Origin of the sequence: Kitasatospora sp. NPDC059327 (genome assembly GCF_042752535.1) — a bacterium.
In the GTDB taxonomy this organism is placed as follows: Bacteria; Actinomycetota; Actinomycetes; order Streptomycetales; family Streptomycetaceae; genus Kitasatospora.
This window is the reverse complement of the sequence record NZ_JBHYYB010000065.1, coordinates 19,865-38,036: the sequence shown is the minus strand read 5'-3', so window position 1 is coordinate 38,036 and position 18,172 is coordinate 19,865. Positions and strand designations below refer to the sequence as shown.

Annotated in this window: 19 protein-coding genes; 4 read left to right on the top strand and 15 right to left on the bottom strand. The window is 74.1% G+C overall.

Going from position 1 to position 18,172, the window contains the following annotated elements; genetic code table 11:
• Window positions 1-26: 26 nt before the first annotated feature.
• A complete protein-coding gene (locus ACFXHB_RS30965; protein WP_380577990.1) occupies window positions 27-1,331 on the bottom strand; it encodes an aspartate aminotransferase family protein in 1,305 nt (434 codons plus the stop codon).
• A 222-nt stretch (window positions 1,332-1,553) separates the two neighbouring features.
• Between ACFXHB_RS30965 and ACFXHB_RS30960 the strand changes: the two genes are divergently transcribed.
• Window positions 1,554-2,777, top strand: coding sequence for a hypothetical protein (locus ACFXHB_RS30960; RefSeq protein ID WP_380577989.1), 1,224 nt, complete (start codon window positions 1,554-1,556; stop codon window positions 2,775-2,777).
• Here the strand turns inward: ACFXHB_RS30960 and ACFXHB_RS30955 are convergent.
• The 10 genes from ACFXHB_RS30955 to ACFXHB_RS30910 form a co-directional block, all read right to left on the bottom strand.
• A complete protein-coding gene (locus tag ACFXHB_RS30955; protein WP_380578002.1) occupies window positions 2,716-3,045 on the bottom strand; it encodes a response regulator transcription factor in 330 nt (109 codons plus the stop codon). The two genes, ACFXHB_RS30960 and ACFXHB_RS30955, sit on opposite strands and share 62 nt — an antisense overlap.
• Window positions 3,046-3,324: 279 nt before the next feature.
• Window positions 3,325-3,687, bottom strand: a complete 363-nt coding sequence (locus ACFXHB_RS30950; protein WP_380577988.1) for a hypothetical protein — start codon at window positions 3,685-3,687, stop codon at window positions 3,325-3,327.
• Window positions 3,688-4,171: 484 nt separating this feature from the next.
• Window positions 4,172-5,089, bottom strand: a complete 918-nt coding sequence (locus tag ACFXHB_RS30945; protein ID WP_380577987.1) for a hypothetical protein — start codon at window positions 5,087-5,089, stop codon at window positions 4,172-4,174.
• Window positions 5,086-6,345, bottom strand: coding sequence for a hypothetical protein (locus ACFXHB_RS30940; protein WP_380577986.1), 1,260 nt, complete (start codon window positions 6,343-6,345; stop codon window positions 5,086-5,088). Before ACFXHB_RS30940 ends, ACFXHB_RS30945 begins: the two co-directional genes overlap by 4 nt.
• 105 nt (window positions 6,346-6,450) lie before the next feature.
• Window positions 6,451-6,837: a hypothetical protein gene (locus ACFXHB_RS30935; RefSeq protein WP_380577985.1), complete on the bottom strand. Its 387-nt coding sequence runs from the start codon at window positions 6,835-6,837 to the stop codon at window positions 6,451-6,453.
• A gap of 290 nt (window positions 6,838-7,127) precedes the next feature.
• On the bottom strand, window positions 7,128-7,685 hold the full coding sequence (locus ACFXHB_RS30930; RefSeq protein ID WP_380577984.1) for a hypothetical protein: 558 nt from the start codon (window positions 7,683-7,685) through the stop codon (window positions 7,128-7,130).
• A gap of 42 nt (window positions 7,686-7,727) precedes the next feature.
• The gene (locus ACFXHB_RS30925; protein WP_380577983.1) at window positions 7,728-8,183 is read right to left on the bottom strand and encodes a hypothetical protein; all 456 of its coding nucleotides are present in this window, start codon (window positions 8,181-8,183) and stop codon (window positions 7,728-7,730) included.
• Between the two features lie 20 nt (window positions 8,184-8,203).
• Complete coding sequence (locus ACFXHB_RS30920; protein ID WP_380577982.1) at window positions 8,204-8,407, bottom strand: hypothetical protein; 204 nt, start codon at window positions 8,405-8,407, stop codon at window positions 8,204-8,206.
• Complete coding sequence (locus tag ACFXHB_RS30915) at window positions 8,407-8,898, bottom strand: recombinase family protein (protein ID WP_380577981.1); 492 nt, start codon at window positions 8,896-8,898, stop codon at window positions 8,407-8,409. The genes ACFXHB_RS30920 and ACFXHB_RS30915 overlap by 1 nt, the downstream gene beginning before the upstream one ends.
• A 141-nt stretch (window positions 8,899-9,039) precedes the next feature.
• The gene (locus ACFXHB_RS30910; protein ID WP_380577980.1) at window positions 9,040-10,242 is read right to left on the bottom strand and encodes a helix-turn-helix domain-containing protein; all 1,203 of its coding nucleotides are present in this window, start codon (window positions 10,240-10,242) and stop codon (window positions 9,040-9,042) included.
• A 682-nt stretch (window positions 10,243-10,924) separates the two neighbouring features.
• Between ACFXHB_RS30910 and ACFXHB_RS30905 the strand changes: the two genes are divergently transcribed.
• Window positions 10,925-11,086 carry a hypothetical protein gene (locus tag ACFXHB_RS30905; RefSeq protein WP_380577979.1) on the top strand — a complete coding sequence of 54 codons (162 nt, stop codon included), beginning with the start codon at window positions 10,925-10,927 and terminating at the stop codon, window positions 11,084-11,086.
• Window positions 11,087-11,096: 10 nt separating this feature from the next.
• On the opposite strand, the gene ACFXHB_RS30900 is transcribed toward ACFXHB_RS30905, so the two are convergent.
• On the bottom strand, window positions 11,097-11,756 hold the full coding sequence (locus ACFXHB_RS30900; protein WP_380577978.1) for an epimerase: 660 nt from the start codon (window positions 11,754-11,756) through the stop codon (window positions 11,097-11,099).
• Window positions 11,757-12,267: 511 nt separating this feature from the next.
• Here ACFXHB_RS30900 and ACFXHB_RS30895 point away from each other — a divergent pair.
• A complete protein-coding gene (locus ACFXHB_RS30895) occupies window positions 12,268-12,831 on the top strand; it encodes a GNAT family N-acetyltransferase (RefSeq protein ID WP_380577977.1) in 564 nt (187 codons plus the stop codon).
• A gap of 182 nt (window positions 12,832-13,013) precedes the next feature.
• On the opposite strand, the gene ACFXHB_RS30890 is transcribed toward ACFXHB_RS30895, so the two are convergent.
• Together ACFXHB_RS30890 and ACFXHB_RS30885 are read right to left on the bottom strand one after the other, a co-directional pair.
• Window positions 13,014-13,505, bottom strand: coding sequence for a heme-degrading domain-containing protein (locus ACFXHB_RS30890; RefSeq protein WP_380577976.1), 492 nt, complete (start codon window positions 13,503-13,505; stop codon window positions 13,014-13,016).
• Window positions 13,502-14,620, bottom strand: a complete 1,119-nt coding sequence (locus ACFXHB_RS30885) for a Gfo/Idh/MocA family oxidoreductase (protein WP_380577975.1) — start codon at window positions 14,618-14,620, stop codon at window positions 13,502-13,504. Before ACFXHB_RS30885 ends, ACFXHB_RS30890 begins: the two co-directional genes overlap by 4 nt.
• A gap of 66 nt (window positions 14,621-14,686) precedes the next feature.
• Here ACFXHB_RS30885 and ACFXHB_RS30880 point away from each other — a divergent pair, with 66 nt between their 5' ends.
• The gene (locus ACFXHB_RS30880) at window positions 14,687-15,820 is read left to right on the top strand and encodes an ROK family protein (protein ID WP_380577974.1); all 1,134 of its coding nucleotides are present in this window, start codon (window positions 14,687-14,689) and stop codon (window positions 15,818-15,820) included.
• A gap of 38 nt (window positions 15,821-15,858) precedes the next feature.
• On the opposite strand, the gene ACFXHB_RS30875 is transcribed toward ACFXHB_RS30880, so the two are convergent.
• Entirely contained in the window at window positions 15,859-18,057 is a 2,199-nt protein-coding gene (locus ACFXHB_RS30875; RefSeq protein ID WP_380577973.1) for a SpoIIE family protein phosphatase, read from the bottom strand.
• Between the last annotated feature and the right edge of the window lie 115 nt (window positions 18,058-18,172).

Here is an 18,172-nt window from a genome sequence, read left to right as displayed (position 1 = left end):
TCGCGGCCGGGTGTGTCCGGCCTGTGTCAGATCAGGGCGTGTGCCGCGTCGGTCAGCGCCGCGGTGAGGAAGGTGATGTCGTCGTCGGTGGAGGTCAGCGGCGGGGCGACGACCAGTCCTTCGGACTTCGGGTCGCCGGCCCCGGTGAAGGGGTAGAGGAAGACCCCGCGCCGCTCGGCCTCGCGCAGCAGCGGCCACAGCAGGCCCGGCGCGAGCTCCACGCCGTACAGGTGGCCCACGCCCCGTACCTCGCGCACGGCGGGCAGGTCGGTCAGGGAGCGCAGGCTCTCGCTGAGCCTGTGACCCCTGGCGCGCAGGGCGTCCTGGTCGAGGGCCTCCAGTTCGTCCAGGACGCCGAGGCAGGCGGCGGCCATGAGCGGGTGCGCGGCCATGGTGCCCATCGCGGGCAGCGGGTCGGCGTCGGGGTGGCGGATCATCGGGGCGTGCTCGGGCGACACCAGGACGGCCGCCACCGGGGTGTATCCGGCGCCCAGGCCCTTGGAGAGGATGACGATGTCGGGTTCGGCGTCGTCCCAGTGCTGGCCGGCCAGCGGGGTGCCGGTGCGCCACAGGCCGGTGAGTACCTCGTCGTGGATCACGAGGACGTCCCGCGCCCGGCAGATCTCCCGCGCGCGGCGCAGGTACCCGGCCGGGGGCAGGTACGCGCCGCCGGTGGCGCCGTTGATGGGTTCCAGCAGGACGGCGGCGACGTTGTCCGCGCCGCGGGCGTCGATCGCCTTCGCGATCTCCTCGGCGCACTCTGCGGTGCAGGCCCGCCCGTCGTCGTGCGGGTGGGTCGGCGGGTAGGGGGCGGGGAACGCCGGGGCCAGGCCCATCGCGTCGTCGGGGCGGGGCTGGCGGGCGTGGTTGCCGGCGAGGGCGAGGGTGAGCGCGCTCATCCCGTGGTAGCTGAGGTCGCTGGTGAGGATGTCGGCGCGCTTCTTGCCGTTCCTGGCCCGGGTGATGCTGCGGGCCAGGCCGATGGCGACCTCCACGCCGAGCGTGCCGCAGGTGACCAGCGCGACCGAGTCTGCGGGGCGGGTGACGGCCCGGCACAGGCGCTCCACCAGCTCCAGCTGGATGTGCGGCTGGACGACGGCGGCGCCCCCGTAGGTGAACTTGGCGAACTGGTCCTCGATCCGGGCGAGGACGCGCGGGCTGCTCTGTCCGACGTTCACGCACAGCAGTCCGCTGGAGCCGTCGAAGATCCGGGTGCCGTCGGCGCGGTACAGCCACGGTCCGTGCGATCCGACGACCTCGAAGTCGGGCATGGGCCGGGTGGACGTCAGCAGGCGTCCGCGGTCGGGCAGGTGGGTGGTGTGCGACTTCACGATAGGTGTCCCCTCGCGGTACCGCAGCGGCACGGCCGGTGGCCGGCCGCTGCCCGTATGAGCTGGGGGAGCCATGAAAGCGCGCCGGCCCGGGCGCCAACACCTCGGATTGCTCCCCATTTTGGGGCCTCGAACTTCTCCCGAACGGGCGATTCGCCGGCGCCCGGTCGGCTGCTACGGTGACGGCTCTTCCTCGACGGACCGACCTGTGGGGGGGTCGACGTGGTGAACGAGAGGCTGCGGCGGGTGCGCCTGCTGGCCGAGCTCACTCAGGAGCAGGTGGCGGCCAAGGTCCAGGCCCGCCTCTGCGATCTGAGGGAACGTCAGGAGCATTCGAACAAGCGGACGGTGAGGCATGCGGCGTTTGACGCGAAGCAGCTGAGCCGACTAGAAACGGGAGACGTCACCTGGCCCGGGCGGGACGTCCGCAACGCCCTGTGCCACGTCCTGGGCGTGGCCACCGCGGCCGAGCTCGGCCTGTACTCCCGGAAGTCCCGACTGCCCGAAGGGGTGAGGACCTCGCAACGCCGCACGCTCCTCGCAGGGTCCCTCGCCGGCCTCGTCCCGGTCCCCTCCCTCGCCTCCGCGCCCAGCCGGCTCGGCATGGACGACCTCGACGCCGTCCAGGAACGGGTGCGCGCCCTCAGCGCGCTCGACCGCCAGAGCGGCGGAGCCCCGGTGCGCTTCTACGCCCTGGACGACCTCAACCGGGCCCTCGGCCTCACCAAGGCCTCCATGACGCCGGCCGTGCGCCGACGCCTGTGCGGCGTGATCGCCGACCTCGCCAACCTCGGTGCCTGGTCCAGCTTCGACGCGGGTCTCAGCGGCCAGTCCCGGCCCACCTTCCGCCTGGGCATCGACGCCGCGCGCGAGGCCCGCGACGCCGACTCGCTGTGCCACCTGACCACCAACCTCGCCCGCCAGGAGATCCAGGAACGCAACCCCGCCCAGGCCCTCGCGCTGGCCGACGCGGCCGTCGACGGCAACCTGTCGTGCGCCGCGCTCGCGATGGTGGAAGCGGTACGCGCCCAGGCCCACGCGCTCCAAGGCGACGAAGGGCAGGTGCTGCGCTGCATGAACGCCGCCGAGGGCATCTACGCCCGCTCCACCGACCCGCACAGCGGCCCGGCGTGGACCTGGGCGATCACCCCGGAGAAGCTGAGCAGCGACACCGGCTACGGCCTGTTCCTGATGGCGATCACCACCGGCCGCCACGCCCCGGACCTGGTCCGTACCCTGCGCGCCGCCGAGGAACGCACCGACACCTCCCGCGCGCGCGTCAAGGCGCTGGTCGGCGCGCGCCTGGCCACCGTGCTCTACCTCCAGGGCGCCCGCGAGGAAGCCGACCACCACGCCGCCTCCGCGACCGCCCTGGCCTCCCGCGTCACCTCCGCACGCCTGGACCTCGCTCTGGCCCAGATGCGGGCCAAGGCCACGACGACCTGACCCCGCCCACCCGCGCCCCGGCGGCCACGGCCCCGGAACACGGGCACGGGTATCCGGCCGGCAACAAGCCGAGCTGGTGCAGCCGGTAGACCGCGTGCGCGCCGTTGGAGACACCGAGGCGGCGGTGCAGGTTCCGCAGGTGGGACGTCACGGTGTCCGGGCTGCGCCCGGTCCGCCGCGCGATCTCGCGCACCCTCGTCCCGCCGGCGCGCAGAGCCCCGATCCGTACCAACGCGGGCGTCAGGCCCGCGGGCGGTGGCGGGGCCATCGTGGGCCGGGGCCGCTGACGCGCCCGGCAGGCGATGTCGACGGCCTGCGTCCGGTCTGCCGCGCCGAGGAGACCGCGGATCGAACGCACCCACTGCTTCGCCTCCTCCTCGCCGCGCCGAAAGTGGCGCCCGATCCGCGGGTTCGTCCAGCGCAGGGCCACGAGGCGGAGTACCACCTGCTGACGACCGCTCAGGGCCAAGCACGTCCCTGCGCAGCGCGGGCAGCACACCCGTGCGCCGGCCGCGTCCACGATCAAGCTCACCTCGATGTCGACGGATCAGCCGACCGGGTGGCGGTAGGCGACGTGCACCGGCGCCTTCGCGCTCGCGCCGCCGCGGCCGCGGCACGGGCACGGGTGACCGGGCGGCAGGCGGCGCAGGCCGTGCAGCAGGTAGGTGGCGTGGGCGGCGGTGCGGGCGCCGACGCGGGCGTAGAGCAGTCGCAGGTGCCCGGTCACGGTCTGGCGGCCGATGCCGAGTGCCCGGGCGGCCTCGGCGGCGCTGAGGCCGCAGGTGATGGGTTCGACGGCGGTCAGTTGGCCGCCGGTGACCCGGGCCGCGACGGCCTGGTCGCCGGGCGGCGGGACGAGCAGGGCCGGTGCGGCAGGCGATGTCGACGGCGTGCGCGGCCGTCGTCGCACCGAGGTCCCGGCGGGCCCGGCCCGCCAGCGCGCCGACCGTCTCGGTCGTCCACCGGAGGCGGCCGGCGATCGCCCGGTGGGTCAGGCCCCGGGCCTGGAGCGCGAGCACCCGGTGGCACTGGGCGTCCAGGGTCGGTACGGCGCCACAGCGCGGGCAGGGCCGGCCGGTCTTCGGCGGGGCGGGGAACATCGGGGGACTCCGTAGAAGGTCAGGGGCGGTGCGGCCGGGCCGGCGGCCGCGTGCTGGACGGTGAGGGGGTGGCCCGGGGAGAGGGTGCCTCTCCCCGGGCCCCTGCTCCGGTGCCCCCGCGGTGTTGCGGTTGACCTTGGGCACCCGCCGAGCAGGTGGTTCCGGATCGCGGCCGGGTGGCCGTTACCGGTGTGGCGGTAGGCACCCTGGCCGGGCCCTCCCCAGGACCCGGGACCCCGGTGGGCACCGCCGTCTGCCGCCGCACATGTCTTCCCCGGACGGCAGAGGATCGGGTCAGCCGGCCGCCGTGTCGGCGTAGGTCTTGGCGAGGACCGCCGGGTCGGTGCCGGTGATCTGGGCGATCGTGGGCAGCTGGTCGGGGTCGGTGAGCAGGCGCAGGACCAGGTCGTGGCCGCCGAGGTCGTCGAGCGCGGCCATGAAGGCCTCCCCGACGTCGTACGGGCCGCGCCGGGCCCGCAGCTGCTCCTGGCCCAGGAGCAGCAGGTTGCTCGGGACGGGCTCGCCGTCGATCCGGTCGATCTCGGCCTGGCCGCAGTACTCGACCATGGCGTTGCGCTGGACCCATTGGGCGTGGCCCTCGAAGACGTACTGGGAGGCCACGGTCTGGTCCTGCGGCAGGCCGGCGACCTGGACGCGGGCGCCGGATATCAGGTGCTGCCACGGCATGGTCGGCCAGATGCGCAGCTGGGCGCAGTGGGTGAGTTCGTGGGTGAACGCGCCGACCAGGTTGCGGTCGGTGGCGCGGGTGGCGGAGAGCGCGGCGGGGATGACGACCAGTTCCAGGCTGCCGTCCAGGCGCAGTGCGGTCGCTGCCCGGACGCCCGGCCACGACCGGGCGGCGCCGGTCCCCGTGGCGGTACGGCCGCCCTCGATCCCCGCGAGGAGGGCGGCGCGTTCGGTGGAGTCGTCGGGGAAGGTGGCGGCCGCGCGGTGGCCGGCGGCTTCGGCGTGTTCGGCCATCAGGTCGACGAAGCCGTCCGGGTGGACCAGGGACACGGTGATCTCGGTGGGCAGGGGCAGACGGGAGTGGCGTTCGGCGAGGGGCGCGGCCACGCGTAGGAGGCGTTCGACGCGTTCGGCGACCGCATCGGAGCTGTCGGCTTCGTTGTAGATGGTGAGGGCGGGGGTCACGGTTCTCGTCTCGTCGTTGGTCGGTGTTCGGGCGGTGGCCGGGGATCCGGTGCGGGTCATCCGGTCAGCTGGGTGAGCGCGGCACTGACGCGGTCGTGATCGGTGGGGCTGTAGCCCTGGTAGAGGTCGGCGGCCTGGCGGTAGAGGCCGGCGGCCCGTCCGGCGTGTCCCCGGGCCACGGCGATCTCCGCCTGCCAGACCAGGACCCGGGCCTGCCACAGTCGGCCGCCCTCGGCCCTGAACGTGACCATCGCCCCGGCGAGGAGGAGGGTGGCCTGCTCGTGGTCGCCGGAGAGCGCGGCCGCGCGGCCCTGCCAGGCCCGGGCCCGCGCCGCGTTGTAGCGGTCGCCCTGGGCCGCCAGGGCCTCCTCCGCGGTGCGCAGGCGCTTCACGGCGTCGGCGTGGAGTCCGAGGTCGAGGTAGACGACGCCCTGGGTCAGGAGGGTGTTCGCCGCGTCGCGGTGGCGCCCGAGGGCGGTGCGGCCCTGGTGGGCGCGGGCGAGGTAGACGTTCGCGAGGTCGTGGGCGAGGGCCTCGTGCAGGGTCGCGCCGATGTCGTGCTGGTGCTGGGCGATGCCGGCCAGGTCACTGTCCTGGCGGGCCAGGGCGAGGGCCTCGTGGGCGTCCTCCAGCGCGGCGGGGAAGAGGTGCCGCGCGCGCAGCGCGGTCGCGCGGGCCCCGAGGAGCTCACGGCGCAGCAGGAGGGGTAGGGCGGTGTCGGTGCTGAGTGCCTTGGTGTGGTGGGCGACGGTGACCCTGTGGTCACCGTCGCGCAGGTAGTAGGGCCAGCAGGCGTGGACGAGGTAGGGCACGGCCGCGCGGTGGTGGGTGGTGGCGAGGGTGAGGGTGGTGGTGAGGTGGGGGCCGCGGTCGGCGAGGAAGGCCCTGGCCTGGGTGGTGGTGGACAGGCCCAGGCGGTGGGCCGGGGGGAAGGTGACCGGCGGATCGACCGTGCGGCGGGTCGGGTCGATCCGGCGGGAGGCGGCGGTGGCCTCGGTGAGCAGCCAGTCCAGGGCCCGGCGGATGACGCGGGCGCGGGTGGCGGGGGTGTCGGTGCTCTCGGCGAGGGCGGCGGCGTGGCGGCGCGCGGGCAGGCTGGCGAAGCGGTGCCCGCCGTCGACACCGTGGCTGAGCAGTCCTTGGGCGACGAGGACGTCCAGCGCCTCGATCGTGGCGGCGGGGTCCAGGCCGGCGGCGGCGCCGGCCATCGCCGGGTGGATGGCGGTGGTGGCGGACGGGAGTAGGCCCAGGATCCGGTACAGGCGCGACGCGCCCTGGTCGGCGCCGTCGTAGGCCGCGGTGCGGGCCTCGGTCACGTGGTCTCCAGAAGGAAGGTGGAAGAAGGGGTGGATGGGTGGGTGGGGTCCCGGCTTCCGGCAGGACCCCACCCGGTGCCGTGCGCGGTGGGACGCGCACGGCGCTCAGGGGCGCGTCGCCAGCCGTGCCGACGTCGCGCGCAGCGCCCCGCAGACCCGGCGCAGCGCGTCCAGCGCGTGGTCGGGGTCGGCGTCGGTGAGTTCGAGGTCGGCGGCGTGGTCCAGCCAGTCCCGGCACTCGGTCAGGAGGGTGAGCGCGTCGCGGGCCAGGCCCAGGTGGACGCCGGTGAGCGCGAGGTCGGCGCAGGCCTGGGCGAGTAGGTCGGTCGTGGGTTTCAGGAGGTCCGCGCCGCCCCAGCGGCGCAGGTCCGCGGCGATGAGCCGGCGCGCCTCGTCGGCGCTCACCCGCGGCAGAAGGTCCTCTGCGGCCGGCGCCGGTACCAGCCCGGCCTCCGGCAGTGCCGTCACCGCCGCCTCGTCGCCCAATGCCACCCGCGCGTCCTCTCGATCTCGATACGTGTTGTCGCGTTGTGGGGCCCGGCCCGTCCCTGTATCCGGGCCCCGCCTGATGTGCCGTCCGGCACCGGCCGGCCGCCGTGGTTCGCTGCCGCGTCCCCTCCGGGCGCGGCGGCGAACCGGCGCTCGTCGTCCCGACGACGACGGCGCCTGCGGTGAGCGAGGGCGCGCCCACGGGGCGCACCGCTGCTTCCGCGGCCCGCCCCGGTGACGGGCGGGACTCGAACCTGGGGGCCGGGCAGAGCCGCTGCCCGGTCCCCAGGAGTTCAGGATGTCCGGCCGGTGGCTCTTCGGCCGGCGGCGACGAAGGCGACGGCCGCGGTCGTGGACCACGTGCCGACGGCGGTGCACGGCGCCGGCGCGCCGTAGTCCGGCGGGAGCGTGGCGAAGAAGGCGTACTGCGCGGCCACCGCGTCCAGGACCCGGCGGATGTCCATCAGGCGCCCGACGCCGTCGGGCGGGGCCAGCCACACCGGCGCCCTGCGCCGCTCCACGGCCCGTCCGGGCGGCGGGCACAGCAGCGACCCCTGCGTGAGCACCCGCACCCCGGGCCGATCGACGACCATCGTGGTCGGCGCGACGAAGAACTCCACCGTGCCGCGGCCGACGCTGTGCAGCACGGGCCCGATCGGCTCCAGCCGCCGCAGCGCCCGGATCCCGATCGTGGCGCTCACCTGCACCGCCGCGAGGTGGACCAGCGGGATCTCCGCCAGACCCCCGGCCGCCCAGGAGTCCAGACAAGCGGCCCGGTCGCGGTGGAACCCCGCGAGCCAGCGCAGCCCGGCCTGGTTGGCGGGCGGGACGGCGGACGGAACGACGTGCACGTTGGTCCTCTCGGGATGCGGGGTGGTCGACGGGTCTTCGGATCAGGCCCGGCCACGGACGGGTACCCGGGCGGACAGCCCAAGCCGGCAGCGGACGCGCGCGGCCCTGCGCCTGTCGCACGGCTCGGGCACCGGGACCGTGGCCCAGAAGGCACGGCCCCGGGGAAGGTCGTCTACGCCACTGTCCGTGGCGTAGACGGCCAGGACGGCCGGCAGCCGGTCGCCACGAACCGTGCTGCGCCTGCGGTCGCGGGGGTGGATGGTCGCGCCGGTCAGGATCTCCACAGTGAGCTCCCCGCAGACCGCGGAGAGCCGCACCGTGACCGTCTGCCCCCGGACCCCGTGCAGCAGCGCGGCCGCGAACAGGTTGCTCACTACCACGCGCACGGTGTTCGCCGTGTCCGCGTCGTCGGTGATGCCCCAACCGGCCAGCTGACGAAGGACCCGCTCGCGCAGGCCCCGCGCCTGGGAGGCATGGGCGACGACAAGCAGCTGCACCTGAACCACCGCGCCCGTCCCTACCGGTGGGCCGGATCGGCGTGCCGCTCGATCCAGGCGGACAGCTGGTCGAGCAGAGGCGCGGGCCCGTGTCCGAGATCGACCAGCGGCACCCGGTCCGGACCGGCCGGCCAGGCGGAAGCGGCCACCGTCGGCCAGGAGCAGCCGGTGAGCACCAGAGCCGCCTTGAACCGGGCGGCGGCCCGCTCGGCCTCGGTGGGCATCACGCCGCCCTGGTCGGCGCCGCGGGCCGGCGGCCGATCAGATGGTCTCGGCCGTACCGGGCCCCGTCGAGGAACAGCACGAAGGTGGAGTGGTCGGTGGCCCAGTTCACCAGGGTGCGGTAGTCCTGCTCGTCGCGCGCGACCGTGGCGAGGTCGTGGACGACGACACCGTCGAGAAGGCCGGTCTCGACCAGCCGCAGCATGTGCGCCCACTGCTCGCCGAGATCGAGGCGCTCGAAGCCGGCGGGGCGGTAGTCCGTGTACTCCCGTGCGACGGTCCAACCGCGCCGTTCAGCGGCCTTCCTGCAGTCCGAGAACTGCAGGGAGGGCCGGCCAGGGCCGGGAGAGACGACGTACGTCGCGACCACCGTGGTCGTCGAACCCCATCCGCTGGCCGCGTTGGCCAGCTGCAATCGGCGTTGAGGTGCCCCCGAGGGCTTCCGGTCCGGTGATGACGCCTGGTCGTACGGTGAGGGCGAAGCGGGTGCCATGGTGGGCTCCATGGGGATCGACAGCTGAGCGGGAAACAGCGCCGCGGCGGCTGGCCGGGCGGGGATTCTTCCCCGCACCGGCCCTGTTCAGTAGCTTGCCGTCGATGAAAGCCCTTGGCTTTCACAAAAAGTGAAAGATCGTCACACTCCGGATCGAACGATCCAGGTTGACAGGCGAGCGTTTCGCCGTCCGGTCGACCGGGCCAGGCCCGTGACGGTCTCGCGTACCAGGGGGTGGCGGGACGCCTGCTGGGGAGCCACCTCGTACGCGGCATCGAGGTGGTCGAGCGCCGCCTCGGGGCGCGCGAGCCAGAAGTTGGCGCGGGCCAGGTCGATGTGGTGGTGGCCGATCCGGGTCGGCGCCCACCCGGCCGGGAAGCGAACCGTCTTGGCCGCAACTACCGCCTTGGCGTGTTGTCCGGACTCCACGAGCGTCATCACCCTGTGAACACCCACGTTCGTCGCGCCGAAGTGAAGGGAGAAGTCACCGGTCTCGCCCGTGACGGCCGCTACCCGGCCGGCCTCCCCCAGATGGTGCTCCATCAGGTCCTTGTCGCCGGAGCGTGCCGCGACCACTGCCGAACCGAGGTGAAGCTGACCCGTCACAACGAGCGCTCCCGGGGTCTTGGGGTCCGTGCCTTCGAGGTGAGCGCGGCCGGCGGCCTGGAGTCGGCGGCAGGCGTCCAGGTCCTGTTCACGCAGGTAGGCCGTGACCCGCAGGTACTCACGTGCCGCGCGAAGGCCCGGGGCGCGGTCTCCGGCACGCTGGGCCGCCCAGTCCATGCGAGCGAGAGCGGTGGCGGACAGGTCTGTCATGCCGATCGCGATTCCCACCGAGTGGCCGCACCGGTAGGTCTCGGCCAGCAGGCCCCAGGCATCACGCTGCTGCTCACCGGTGAACTCGTGCGCGGCAGTGTGCAGTTCCGCGATCAGCCCCGGAAGCATCCGGCACATCGGCTTGTACTCCGCGGCCTGGGCGAGGGCGTTGATCTGCTTCACCGCCGTCCGCAGTGCGCCGAGGGTCCTGGGCCGGATGCCTTCCTGGGGCGGGAGGTCGAAGAGGTCGAGCGCGGTTCGGATGGGTCCCATGAGCGGTACAAGGGGGTCGGCGGGCATGCCGTCACTGTACGTCGGGGCCGGCATCAGATCGGCGGGCTCGACGCCCAGTGCGCGGGCCACCGCGTTGATGAAGCCGGGGGTCGGTGGCAGCTTGTTCGTGACCACCTTGGTGAGGAGGCTGTAGGAGACGCCGGCGCGCTGGGCCAGCATCAGGTGGCTGAAACCGCGCTCGTCCTCGTACGCCTTGATGCGTTGTCCGATGCTGATGGTGCTCGGTAGTGCCATGATGTACTCCGTCCCGTGCGCGCCTTAGCCCGTGTGCACGGGACGGTACCCCCTTTCAGCGCTGTGTAGCGCTGAAAGCACCAGTTGTGATCATCGCTGGACGCTCTCCATGCCGGGGGTCGAGCACCAGGGTGGCGAGCTGCCGGCCGGTTTCAAGGTCGTGGCGGTGGCCCGGTAGGGACCGGGCACGCCGACGACTCGCCGCTGTACGCCGTGATGATCCGTCAACTGCTGACGGACGGGTGGCCTGGTTCGGCCGCCCATATCGACATGGTGGGCATACAGTGCGCTCAGCTGGACCCCAGGAGCCTCGGACCGACACCGAGCCAACGGGGTGCCATCGGATCGGCCGCGATGTCGTGCCGGCCGCTGTACTCGGCGCCGAGCTGGAGGATCCGGCGCAGCTGCGCCCGCTCGTGCTCGGGCGCCCGTACGCCGGCCGCGATGTCGTCGCGGATCGGGCGCGGCGGGTGAGCCTGGATGCGGACGTCACCGGGTTCATGGTCGGTGAGATGCCGGTTGGCGATGTGGAAGTTGTCTGCGCAGTCGAGGGCCGCGTCAGGAGGACACCGACATCGCGCAGGCCTCCATCGACCTCGGCCGGGCTCGCCTCCTCGCCGGCGAGTTCGAGGGCGCCGACGAGGCCGTCCGCCCGATTCTCGACATCCCGTCCCCCTGGCGGGTGGAGGGCATCACCACCCGGGCCCAGGGTCTGCGCGCGGATCTGGCCCGGCCCGGGATCGAGGCACCGGACCGGCCCCGCGCCGACCTCACGGAGCGGGTCGAGGAGTTCCTCGCCCTGCCGGCCCGCGCCCAGCTCGGCACTCCGCCCGCCATAGCCTGAAGGGCCCAGGTCAGAGCGCGCCCACTGCGGCGAGGAGCAGGCTCTCCTTCTCCTCTGAGATGCCGTGGGCGTGGCGCCGAGGGTGGCTGACCAACTGGCCACCGCCCTGGAGCCACGCCCACGTCTCCCGGACCGTCTGCTCTATCGGCCGGAACCGCGCACCCGCGGCGACGGCCTTGTCCGACCGGACGCTCCACACCCCCGTGTGAGTGCGCCACAGCGGCAGCTCGGTCCACTCCGCTACTCCGTGGTCGGCGAGCACCCCGCTGTCGACCCACACCGGCGCGCCCGTTCCACCGGTCACCCGCAGGCACTCCGCCAGGAAGTCCGCGAACGACAACCCGACCGGGTGGGTGACGTTGAAGGCGCCACCCGCGGCCGCGCCGGCCCGGTCGAGCGCGAAACGGGCAACGTCTCGCACGTCCACGGGCTGGATTCGCCGGGTAGCCGGCGTCGGCGCCACGATCGGACCACCGCGGGCCGCTCTGCCCAGCCACCACGGCAGCCGGCCGACGTACTCCCCGGGCCCGAGGATCACCCCAGGACGCAAGAACGTCACGTCCTCGCCGAACTCGCGAGCGACAGCCCTCTCGCCCCCCGCCTTCTGGAAGCCGTAGATGGTCGGCGAGCCGTCAGGCCCGGTGTAGCCGAAGGTCTCGTCGGCGTCCACCGGGCACTCAGCACCGGGCAGTCCTCGGTCAGTTCCTCGTGCGGCCAGCCCTGGTAGACCGACACCGTCGACACGTGGACCCAGTGCCGGACCTGCGGCCGAAGCACCTGCGCGCTCAACAGCACGCCGCGCGGCGAGAGTTCGGTGGAGCTGGTGTCGATCACCGCATCCCAGGGCCCGAGGCTGGCGAGACCACGCAAGTCGGCGGCCACCGTACGGTCTCCACGGACATGCTCGGCCCCGGGCGCCGGCGAGCCGGACCGGCCACGACTGAACGTGCTCACCGACCACCCCCTGGCCAGCGCCCCATCCACCACAGCCCTGCCGAGAAACCACGTACCACCCAGAACCAAAAGCCGCATGCACCGATCCTGCCTGCTCAGCCACCCAACACACCAGCCCCTGATCCGGTGGACCGGACCACCACCGGCCTGAACCACCACCCCGAACCCCGCGCACGTGACATGGTCGACCTGATCACCGCCTGCGCGGCCTGAGAGAGGACCCCCCGATGCCCCTTGCCGATCTCCGCCTGGAACGCCACGGTGCCACCGACACCGCCCGGATCCTCGACCAGCTGGTCGAGGTGTACGCCCGGGTCTACGACGTACCGCCCTACCAGGGCGATCCGTTCTTCTCCGTCGACTCCTTCCGCGCCCGTCTCAGCGGCGCGCTGGAGATGGACGGTTTCGAGTGCGTCACCGCCTCTGCGGACGACGCTCTCATCGGTCTTGTCCACGGCGTCACCCTTCCCGAGGACCGGGCCTGGTGGCAGGCCCTCGGCGACCGGCGCCCCGAGGAGCTCCGCGCGGCCGCACAGGAACGGGGCGTCGGATGGCTCCGCGAACTGATGGTCCTGCCCGCCCACACCAACCGGGGCGTCGGCCGCCGCCTCCACGACGAGTGGATCACCGGACGACAGCAACCCTGGACGACGCTGACCTGCATCATCGACAACCAGCCCGCGCACGGGGCCTACGTACGGTGGGGCTACGAGATCATCGGCCAGATCAAGCACGCCGACGACTCGCCGCTGTATGACGCGATGATCCTGCCCGACGCCTCCGGCGTGTAGCCGCGTGGTTGTCCGGCTGCACCCCGGCCGCCAACTCGGGATCGAGCATCAGGGCGGCGAGCTGCTGGCCGATGTCGAGGGCGAACTGTGCTCGGGTGGCTTGGTGTTGACGCACGACGACGGCGGTGGCCGGACCCGGGCCGGTACCGGGGACCGGGGACCGGTCGGCGCCCGTGCCCCGGTCAGGCGGGCGCGGCGAGGCGGTCCAGGTGCCGTTCGAGGGCGGTGACGACCAGGCGGTGGTCCTCCGCCTGGGCGAGGCCGGAGACGGCGACCGTGCCCACGACTCCCACGCCCTCCACGGTGATCGGGAAGGCGCCGCCGTGTGCGGCGTAGGTGTCCGGGTCGAGCCGGGAGTCCTGCTCGAAGCTCCCGCCCTTGGCGGCGAACCGCAGGCCGACCAGGTACGAGGAGTGGCCGTAGCGGTCCACGGTGCGGGCCTTGCGCAGGATCCAGGCGTCGTTGTCGGCGGAGCTGCCCGGCAGCGCGTAGTGGAAGAGCTGCTGGCCGTTGCGTCGGATGTCCACCACCACGGGTGCCCCCTCGGCGCGGGCCAGCCCGACCAGCAGGGTGCCGAGCAGCCAGGCGTCCTCGTTGTCGAAGCGCGGCAGCCGCAGGTGGCGTTCCTGGTCCTCGATCCGGTGGATCAGGGCGGTGGTCGCGTCGCCGGTCATCGGGAGCTCCCTCCGGCCAGGGCGCCGGTGCGGCTCTCGTCGGCCAGGGTGATGGCGCGGCCCTCGGCGGCCGAGCGGCGGGCGGCCTCCATGACGACCAGGGCGGCGACGGCGTCGCGGGGGTCGACCGGCGGGGGCGTGCCCTCGGTCAGGGCGCGGGCCACTCCGGCGTAGAAGGCGGGGTAGTCCCCGGGGAGCGAGGGGTGCGCGGTGGTGCCGTCCCCGGTGCCGAGCAGGCCGCGGTCCGCCTCGGGGACCTCGCCCCAGCCGGGGCCCGGGCGCCGCCCGTCGCGCAGTGCGGCCTCCTGCGGGTCCATGCCGTGCACGGTGTAGGCGGAGCGGTCGCCGAGCACCCGCATGCGCGGTCCCGACTGGCCGGAGAGCGCGCTCATCCACAGGTGCGAGCGGACGTCGCCGGCATGGGTGAGGGAGAGGAAGACGTCGTCGTCGATGACGGCGCCGTCGCGGCGGGTGTCCACCTCGGCGTACACCTGGAGGGCCGGGCCGAACAGGGTGAGGGCCTGGTCGATCAGGTGACTGCCCAGATCGGGGAGGATGCCGCCGACCTCGACCGGGTCGGCGGACTCCTGCCAGCGCGCCGTGACCTCCGGCCACCAGCGCTCGAAGCGGGACTCGAACCGGTGCACCCGGCCGAGTGCGCCGTCGGCGATCAGGCGTCGGACGGTGAGGAAGTCGGCGTCCCAGCGGCGGTTCTGGAAGACCGTCAGCATCAGGCCGCGGGCCTCGGCCAGCTCCACCAGGGCGATCGCCTCGGCGGAGGTGCCGGCCACCGGCTTGTCCACCACGACGGACAGTCCGGCCTCCAGCGCGGCGCGGGCCAGCGGCACGTGGCTGCGGTTGGGGGAGGCGATGACCAGCAGGTCGATGGCCTCCGGGTCGGCGAGCAGCCGTTCGGTGGTGTCGACGGCGCGGGCCCGCGGGTGTTCCGTGCGGAGCTGCGCGCGACGGCCCGGATCGGCCGTGACGACGGCGTCCAGCCGCAGGCCCGGGGTGGTGGCGATGAGCGGGGCGTGGAAGGCGGCGCCGGCGAGGGCGTAGCCGACCACGGCGACCCGGACGGGGTGGTGGGCGACGGGGGTGCTCACGGAAGTCATGTCCCTACTTAATCAACAGTGTTTCCTAAGTGCAAGCCCCCTTGCCGTTCCAGGAACAATGACCCCATGACGACGTCGCACCCCGGTCCGTCCGGCAGCAGCCGGCCGGCCGGCACCAATCTGACCGGACTGCGGGACCACAACGCGGCCCTCGCCCTCGGCCTGCTCCGGGCCGCCCCGCAGGGCAGCAGCCGCGTCGAACTCGCCACCGGGACCGGCCTCACCCCGCAGGCGATCGGCAAGATCACCGCCCGGCTGCTGGTCGACGGCATGATCGTCGAGGCCGGCCAGGCGGCCTCCACCGGCGGCAAGCCCCGCACCCTGCTCCGGCTGCGCGCCGAGGCCGCCTGCGCCGTCGGCGTCCACCTGGAACGCGACGAGCTGACCGTCCTCCTGGTCGACCTCGCGGGCCACCACCACCTCGTCCACACCCAGCCGGTGGAGCTCGGCATCACGCCGGCGGACGCCGTCCGCCTCATCGTCGAGCAGGTCGACCGCGTCGCCGCTGCCCGCCCGGTCGGGGCCCGGCTGCTCGGGGTCGGGGTCGGCTGCCGCGGACCGCTCGACCACACCGCCGGCATCCTCCACTGGTTCACGCCGCCCGGCGCCCGCGGCTCCGGCTGGGACCGCTACCCCCTGCGCGACGAACTCGCCGCCCGGTTGCACGGCCTGCCCGTCGTCGTCGACAAGGACACCAACACCGCCGCCCTGGCCGAGGCCCCGACCGATCCCGGACCGGGCAGCGGCCTCGCCTACGTCCACCTCGCCGCCGGCCTCGGCGCCGGCCTGCTCCTCGACGGGGCCCTCCATCGCGGCACCCGTACCAACGCCGGCGAGTTCGGACACCAGACCGTGCGGATCGACGGGCCGCTCTGCGACTGCGGCAACCGCGGCTGCCTGGAGGTGCTCTGCCTCGCCGAACTGCGGCGCGGCGACCACGCCGCCGCCGCCGACCTGGTCGGGGTGGGTGTCGCCAACCTCGTCCGGCTGCTCGACATCGACCGGGTGGTCCTCGGCGGCCGGGTGGTCCTGGCCGACCCCGACACCTACCTCGCCGGTGTCACCGCACAGATCGCGGCCCGGATCCCGGACACCGACTGGCAGCCCGTCCCGGTCTCCGTCAGCACCGCCGGCCGGCTCGCCGTCGCCGCGGGCGCGGCCGAACTCGTCCTCGGCCCGCTCTTCGGCCGCCGCACCTGAGCGGGACACCGGTACGGGGCCGGTGCTCGTCGGGCGGTTCAGCCGGGGGCGTGCCCCGGCCCGGGCAGTCGTTGCTCGGTCCAGATGGTCTTGCCGTCCGCCGTGTAGCGGCTCCCCCAACGGTGGGTGAGCTGGGCGACGAGGTAGAGCCCGCGGCCCCCTTCGTCGGAGAGCCTGGCCCTGCGCAGATGGGGCTGCGTCTGGCTGGGGTCGGACACCTCGCAGATCAGGTACTCGTCCTTGATCAGCCGCACGCGGATCGGGGCGCCGGCGTAGCGGATGGAGTTCGTGACCAGCTCACTGACGATGAGTTGGGTGGTGAACACCAGGTCGTCCAGACCCCACGCGGTCAGTTCGGCGGTGACGTCGGCCCGGCTGCGGGCGACCACCTCCTCGTCGGCGGGGTACTCCCAGCCGCGGACCGAACCGGTCGGCGTGCGCCGCAGACGGGTGAGCAGCAGGGCGGCGTCGTCGCCCGCGGTGTCGCTGAGCAGGGCGCGCACCATGGCGTGCCCCAGCGCCTGGAGCCCTCCGTCGGCCAAGTCGTGCGCCTTCGCCGCGTCCAGGAGCGGGCCGACCGGGACGGCTCCGGCCGCGTCGCCGTCGAGCGAGGCGGAGGCGAGCACCAGCAGGTCGCCGTCGTCGGTGGGGAGTTCGACCGGCTCGAAGGGCGATCCCCCCAGTCCGAGTGCCGGGCCGGGCGTCAACGCCACGGTCCGGACCTCCCCGCCGGGCCTGAGCGAGACCGGCGGGGGGTGTCCGGCGCTCGCCATCGAGCAGCGGCCGGTCGTGGGGTCGTAGACGCAGTACAGGCAGGTGGCGCCCTCGACCAGGCCGTCGGGGTCGGCGGGGTCCTGTTCGGCGGCGATCCGCAGCACGAGGTCGTCCAGGTGGGTCATCAGTTCGTCCGGGGCCGGGTCCAGGTCGGCGAGCGTGCGCACGGCCGTGCGCAGCCGTCCGGTCGCCGCCGCGGCGGTCGGACCGTGCCCCATGACCCGGCCGACCACGAAGGCGACGCGGGTGGCCGACAGCGGCACGACGTCGTACCAGCGGCCGCCGGTCCGGGCCGGGGTCCGCCCCGGTACGTAGATGCCGACCGACTCCGCACCGGTCACCGTGCGGACGCGGTGGGGGAGCAGACTGCGTTGCAGGGTCTCGGCGGTCCGCTGCTCACGGGTGAAGCGACGGGCGTTGTCCAGGGCGAGCCCGGCACGGGAGGCGATGATCTCCAGCAGTTCGGCGTCGCGCGCCTCGAACGGCGCACGCTCCCGCCCGCGCCACAGGGTCAGCGAGCCGGCCACCTGTCCGCGGGCCCGCAGGGGGACCACCATGCAGGAGCCGGCTCCGGGCACGCGTCGCAGGAGCGCGCGGACGGCCGTTTCCGGGTCCTCGGCGGGGGGCGGGTCGGTCGCGAAGCGCGGCGGCCCGTCGAGCAGACGGCCCTTCTCCTCCTCGGTGGCCTGGATCACGGAGCCGCGGGCGGGCAGCGCGTCCGGCCAGGGGCCGTGGGCCGAGGCCACCGCGATCCGGCGCAGCGGTGTGCCCTTCGCCAGGTCTCCGAGTTCGTCGCCCACCACCGCGGTCTCCACCACGTCGACGGCGGCGAGGTCGGCGAAGGCGGGGACCATGACCGCGGCCACGGCCTCGGCGTTGCCGTCGATGTCCACCGGGATGCCGAGGGTCGCCGCCGCCCGTCCGACGAGCCGCGCCCGCTGCGCGAACCACTCCTCCTCGGTCACGTCCGTGAGGAGGACCGCCAGGCTCCGGCAGACGCCACCGGCCATGACGGGCAGCGCCGACATGGCCACCACGCGGTCGCGGTCCGGGCGGCCGGCCGGGCGGGCCCGGATCACGAGGTCGTGGAACGCGGTACCGGTGGTGATCGCCTCCCGCAGCCGTTCCTCGATCCGCGCCGCGTCCTGCGGCACGAACAGATCCGCCGGCCGTGCGCCGGCGAGCGGGTCCGCGGCACCCGCGCCGTCGTGCCGGTCGCCCGCGCGGCGCCCCCGCGCGGCACGTTCCGGGACGGGGTCGTCGGGGGGCAGCGGCGCCGGTCCGGCGGGGTGCGGCCCCGACCGGAGCAGGCGCAGGTCCGGGTCGAACAGCAGCACGCCCAGCCGGCTCTGGGTGAACAGGATCTCGACCAGGGCGTCGTTCTCGGCGCGATGAGGCACCCCCTCGGGACCGACCACCGCCCCCGCCTGCGCGGGCGGCGGGCTGTCGTCAGGGGTGTTCATCCGTCTCACTCCGAGGGCTCGGCTCCTGTGACGGGTCCTTGCTGCCGGTCCGTACCTCCTCGTTCCATTGAAGGCTGGCGGGCCCCGCACCGCTCGTCGGGTGCCGCTGGAGGCG

What these genes read in the sequence shown, in the direction of transcription:
- ACFXHB_RS30955 (WP_380578002.1), bottom strand. Translation starts at nt 3,045, where the DNA reads ATGGCCCCGCCACCGCCCGCGGGCCTGACGCCCGCGTTGGTACGGATC.
- ACFXHB_RS30945 (WP_380577987.1), bottom strand. Translation starts at nt 5,089, where the DNA reads ATGACCCGCACCGGATCCCCGGCCACCGCCCGAACACCGACCAACGAC.
- ACFXHB_RS30920 (WP_380577982.1), bottom strand. Translation starts at nt 8,407, where the DNA reads ATGCCCACCGAGGCCGAGCGGGCCGCCGCCCGGTTCAAGGCGGCTCTG.
- ACFXHB_RS30915 (WP_380577981.1), bottom strand. Translation starts at nt 8,898, where the DNA reads ATGGCACCCGCTTCGCCCTCACCGTACGACCAGGCGTCATCACCGGAC.
- ACFXHB_RS30910 (WP_380577980.1), bottom strand. Translation starts at nt 10,242, where the DNA reads ATGGCACTACCGAGCACCATCAGCATCGGACAACGCATCAAGGCGTAC.
- ACFXHB_RS30895 (WP_380577977.1), top strand. Translation starts at nt 12,268, where the DNA reads ATGCCCCTTGCCGATCTCCGCCTGGAACGCCACGGTGCCACCGACACC.
- ACFXHB_RS30890 (WP_380577976.1), bottom strand. Translation starts at nt 13,505, where the DNA reads ATGACCGGCGACGCGACCACCGCCCTGATCCACCGGATCGAGGACCAG.
- ACFXHB_RS30885 (WP_380577975.1), bottom strand. Translation starts at nt 14,620, where the DNA reads ATGACTTCCGTGAGCACCCCCGTCGCCCACCACCCCGTCCGGGTCGCC.
- ACFXHB_RS30880 (WP_380577974.1), top strand. Translation starts at nt 14,687, where the DNA reads ATGACGACGTCGCACCCCGGTCCGTCCGGCAGCAGCCGGCCGGCCGGC.
- ACFXHB_RS30875 (WP_380577973.1), bottom strand. Translation starts at nt 18,057, where the DNA reads ATGAACACCCCTGACGACAGCCCGCCGCCCGCGCAGGCGGGGGCGGTG.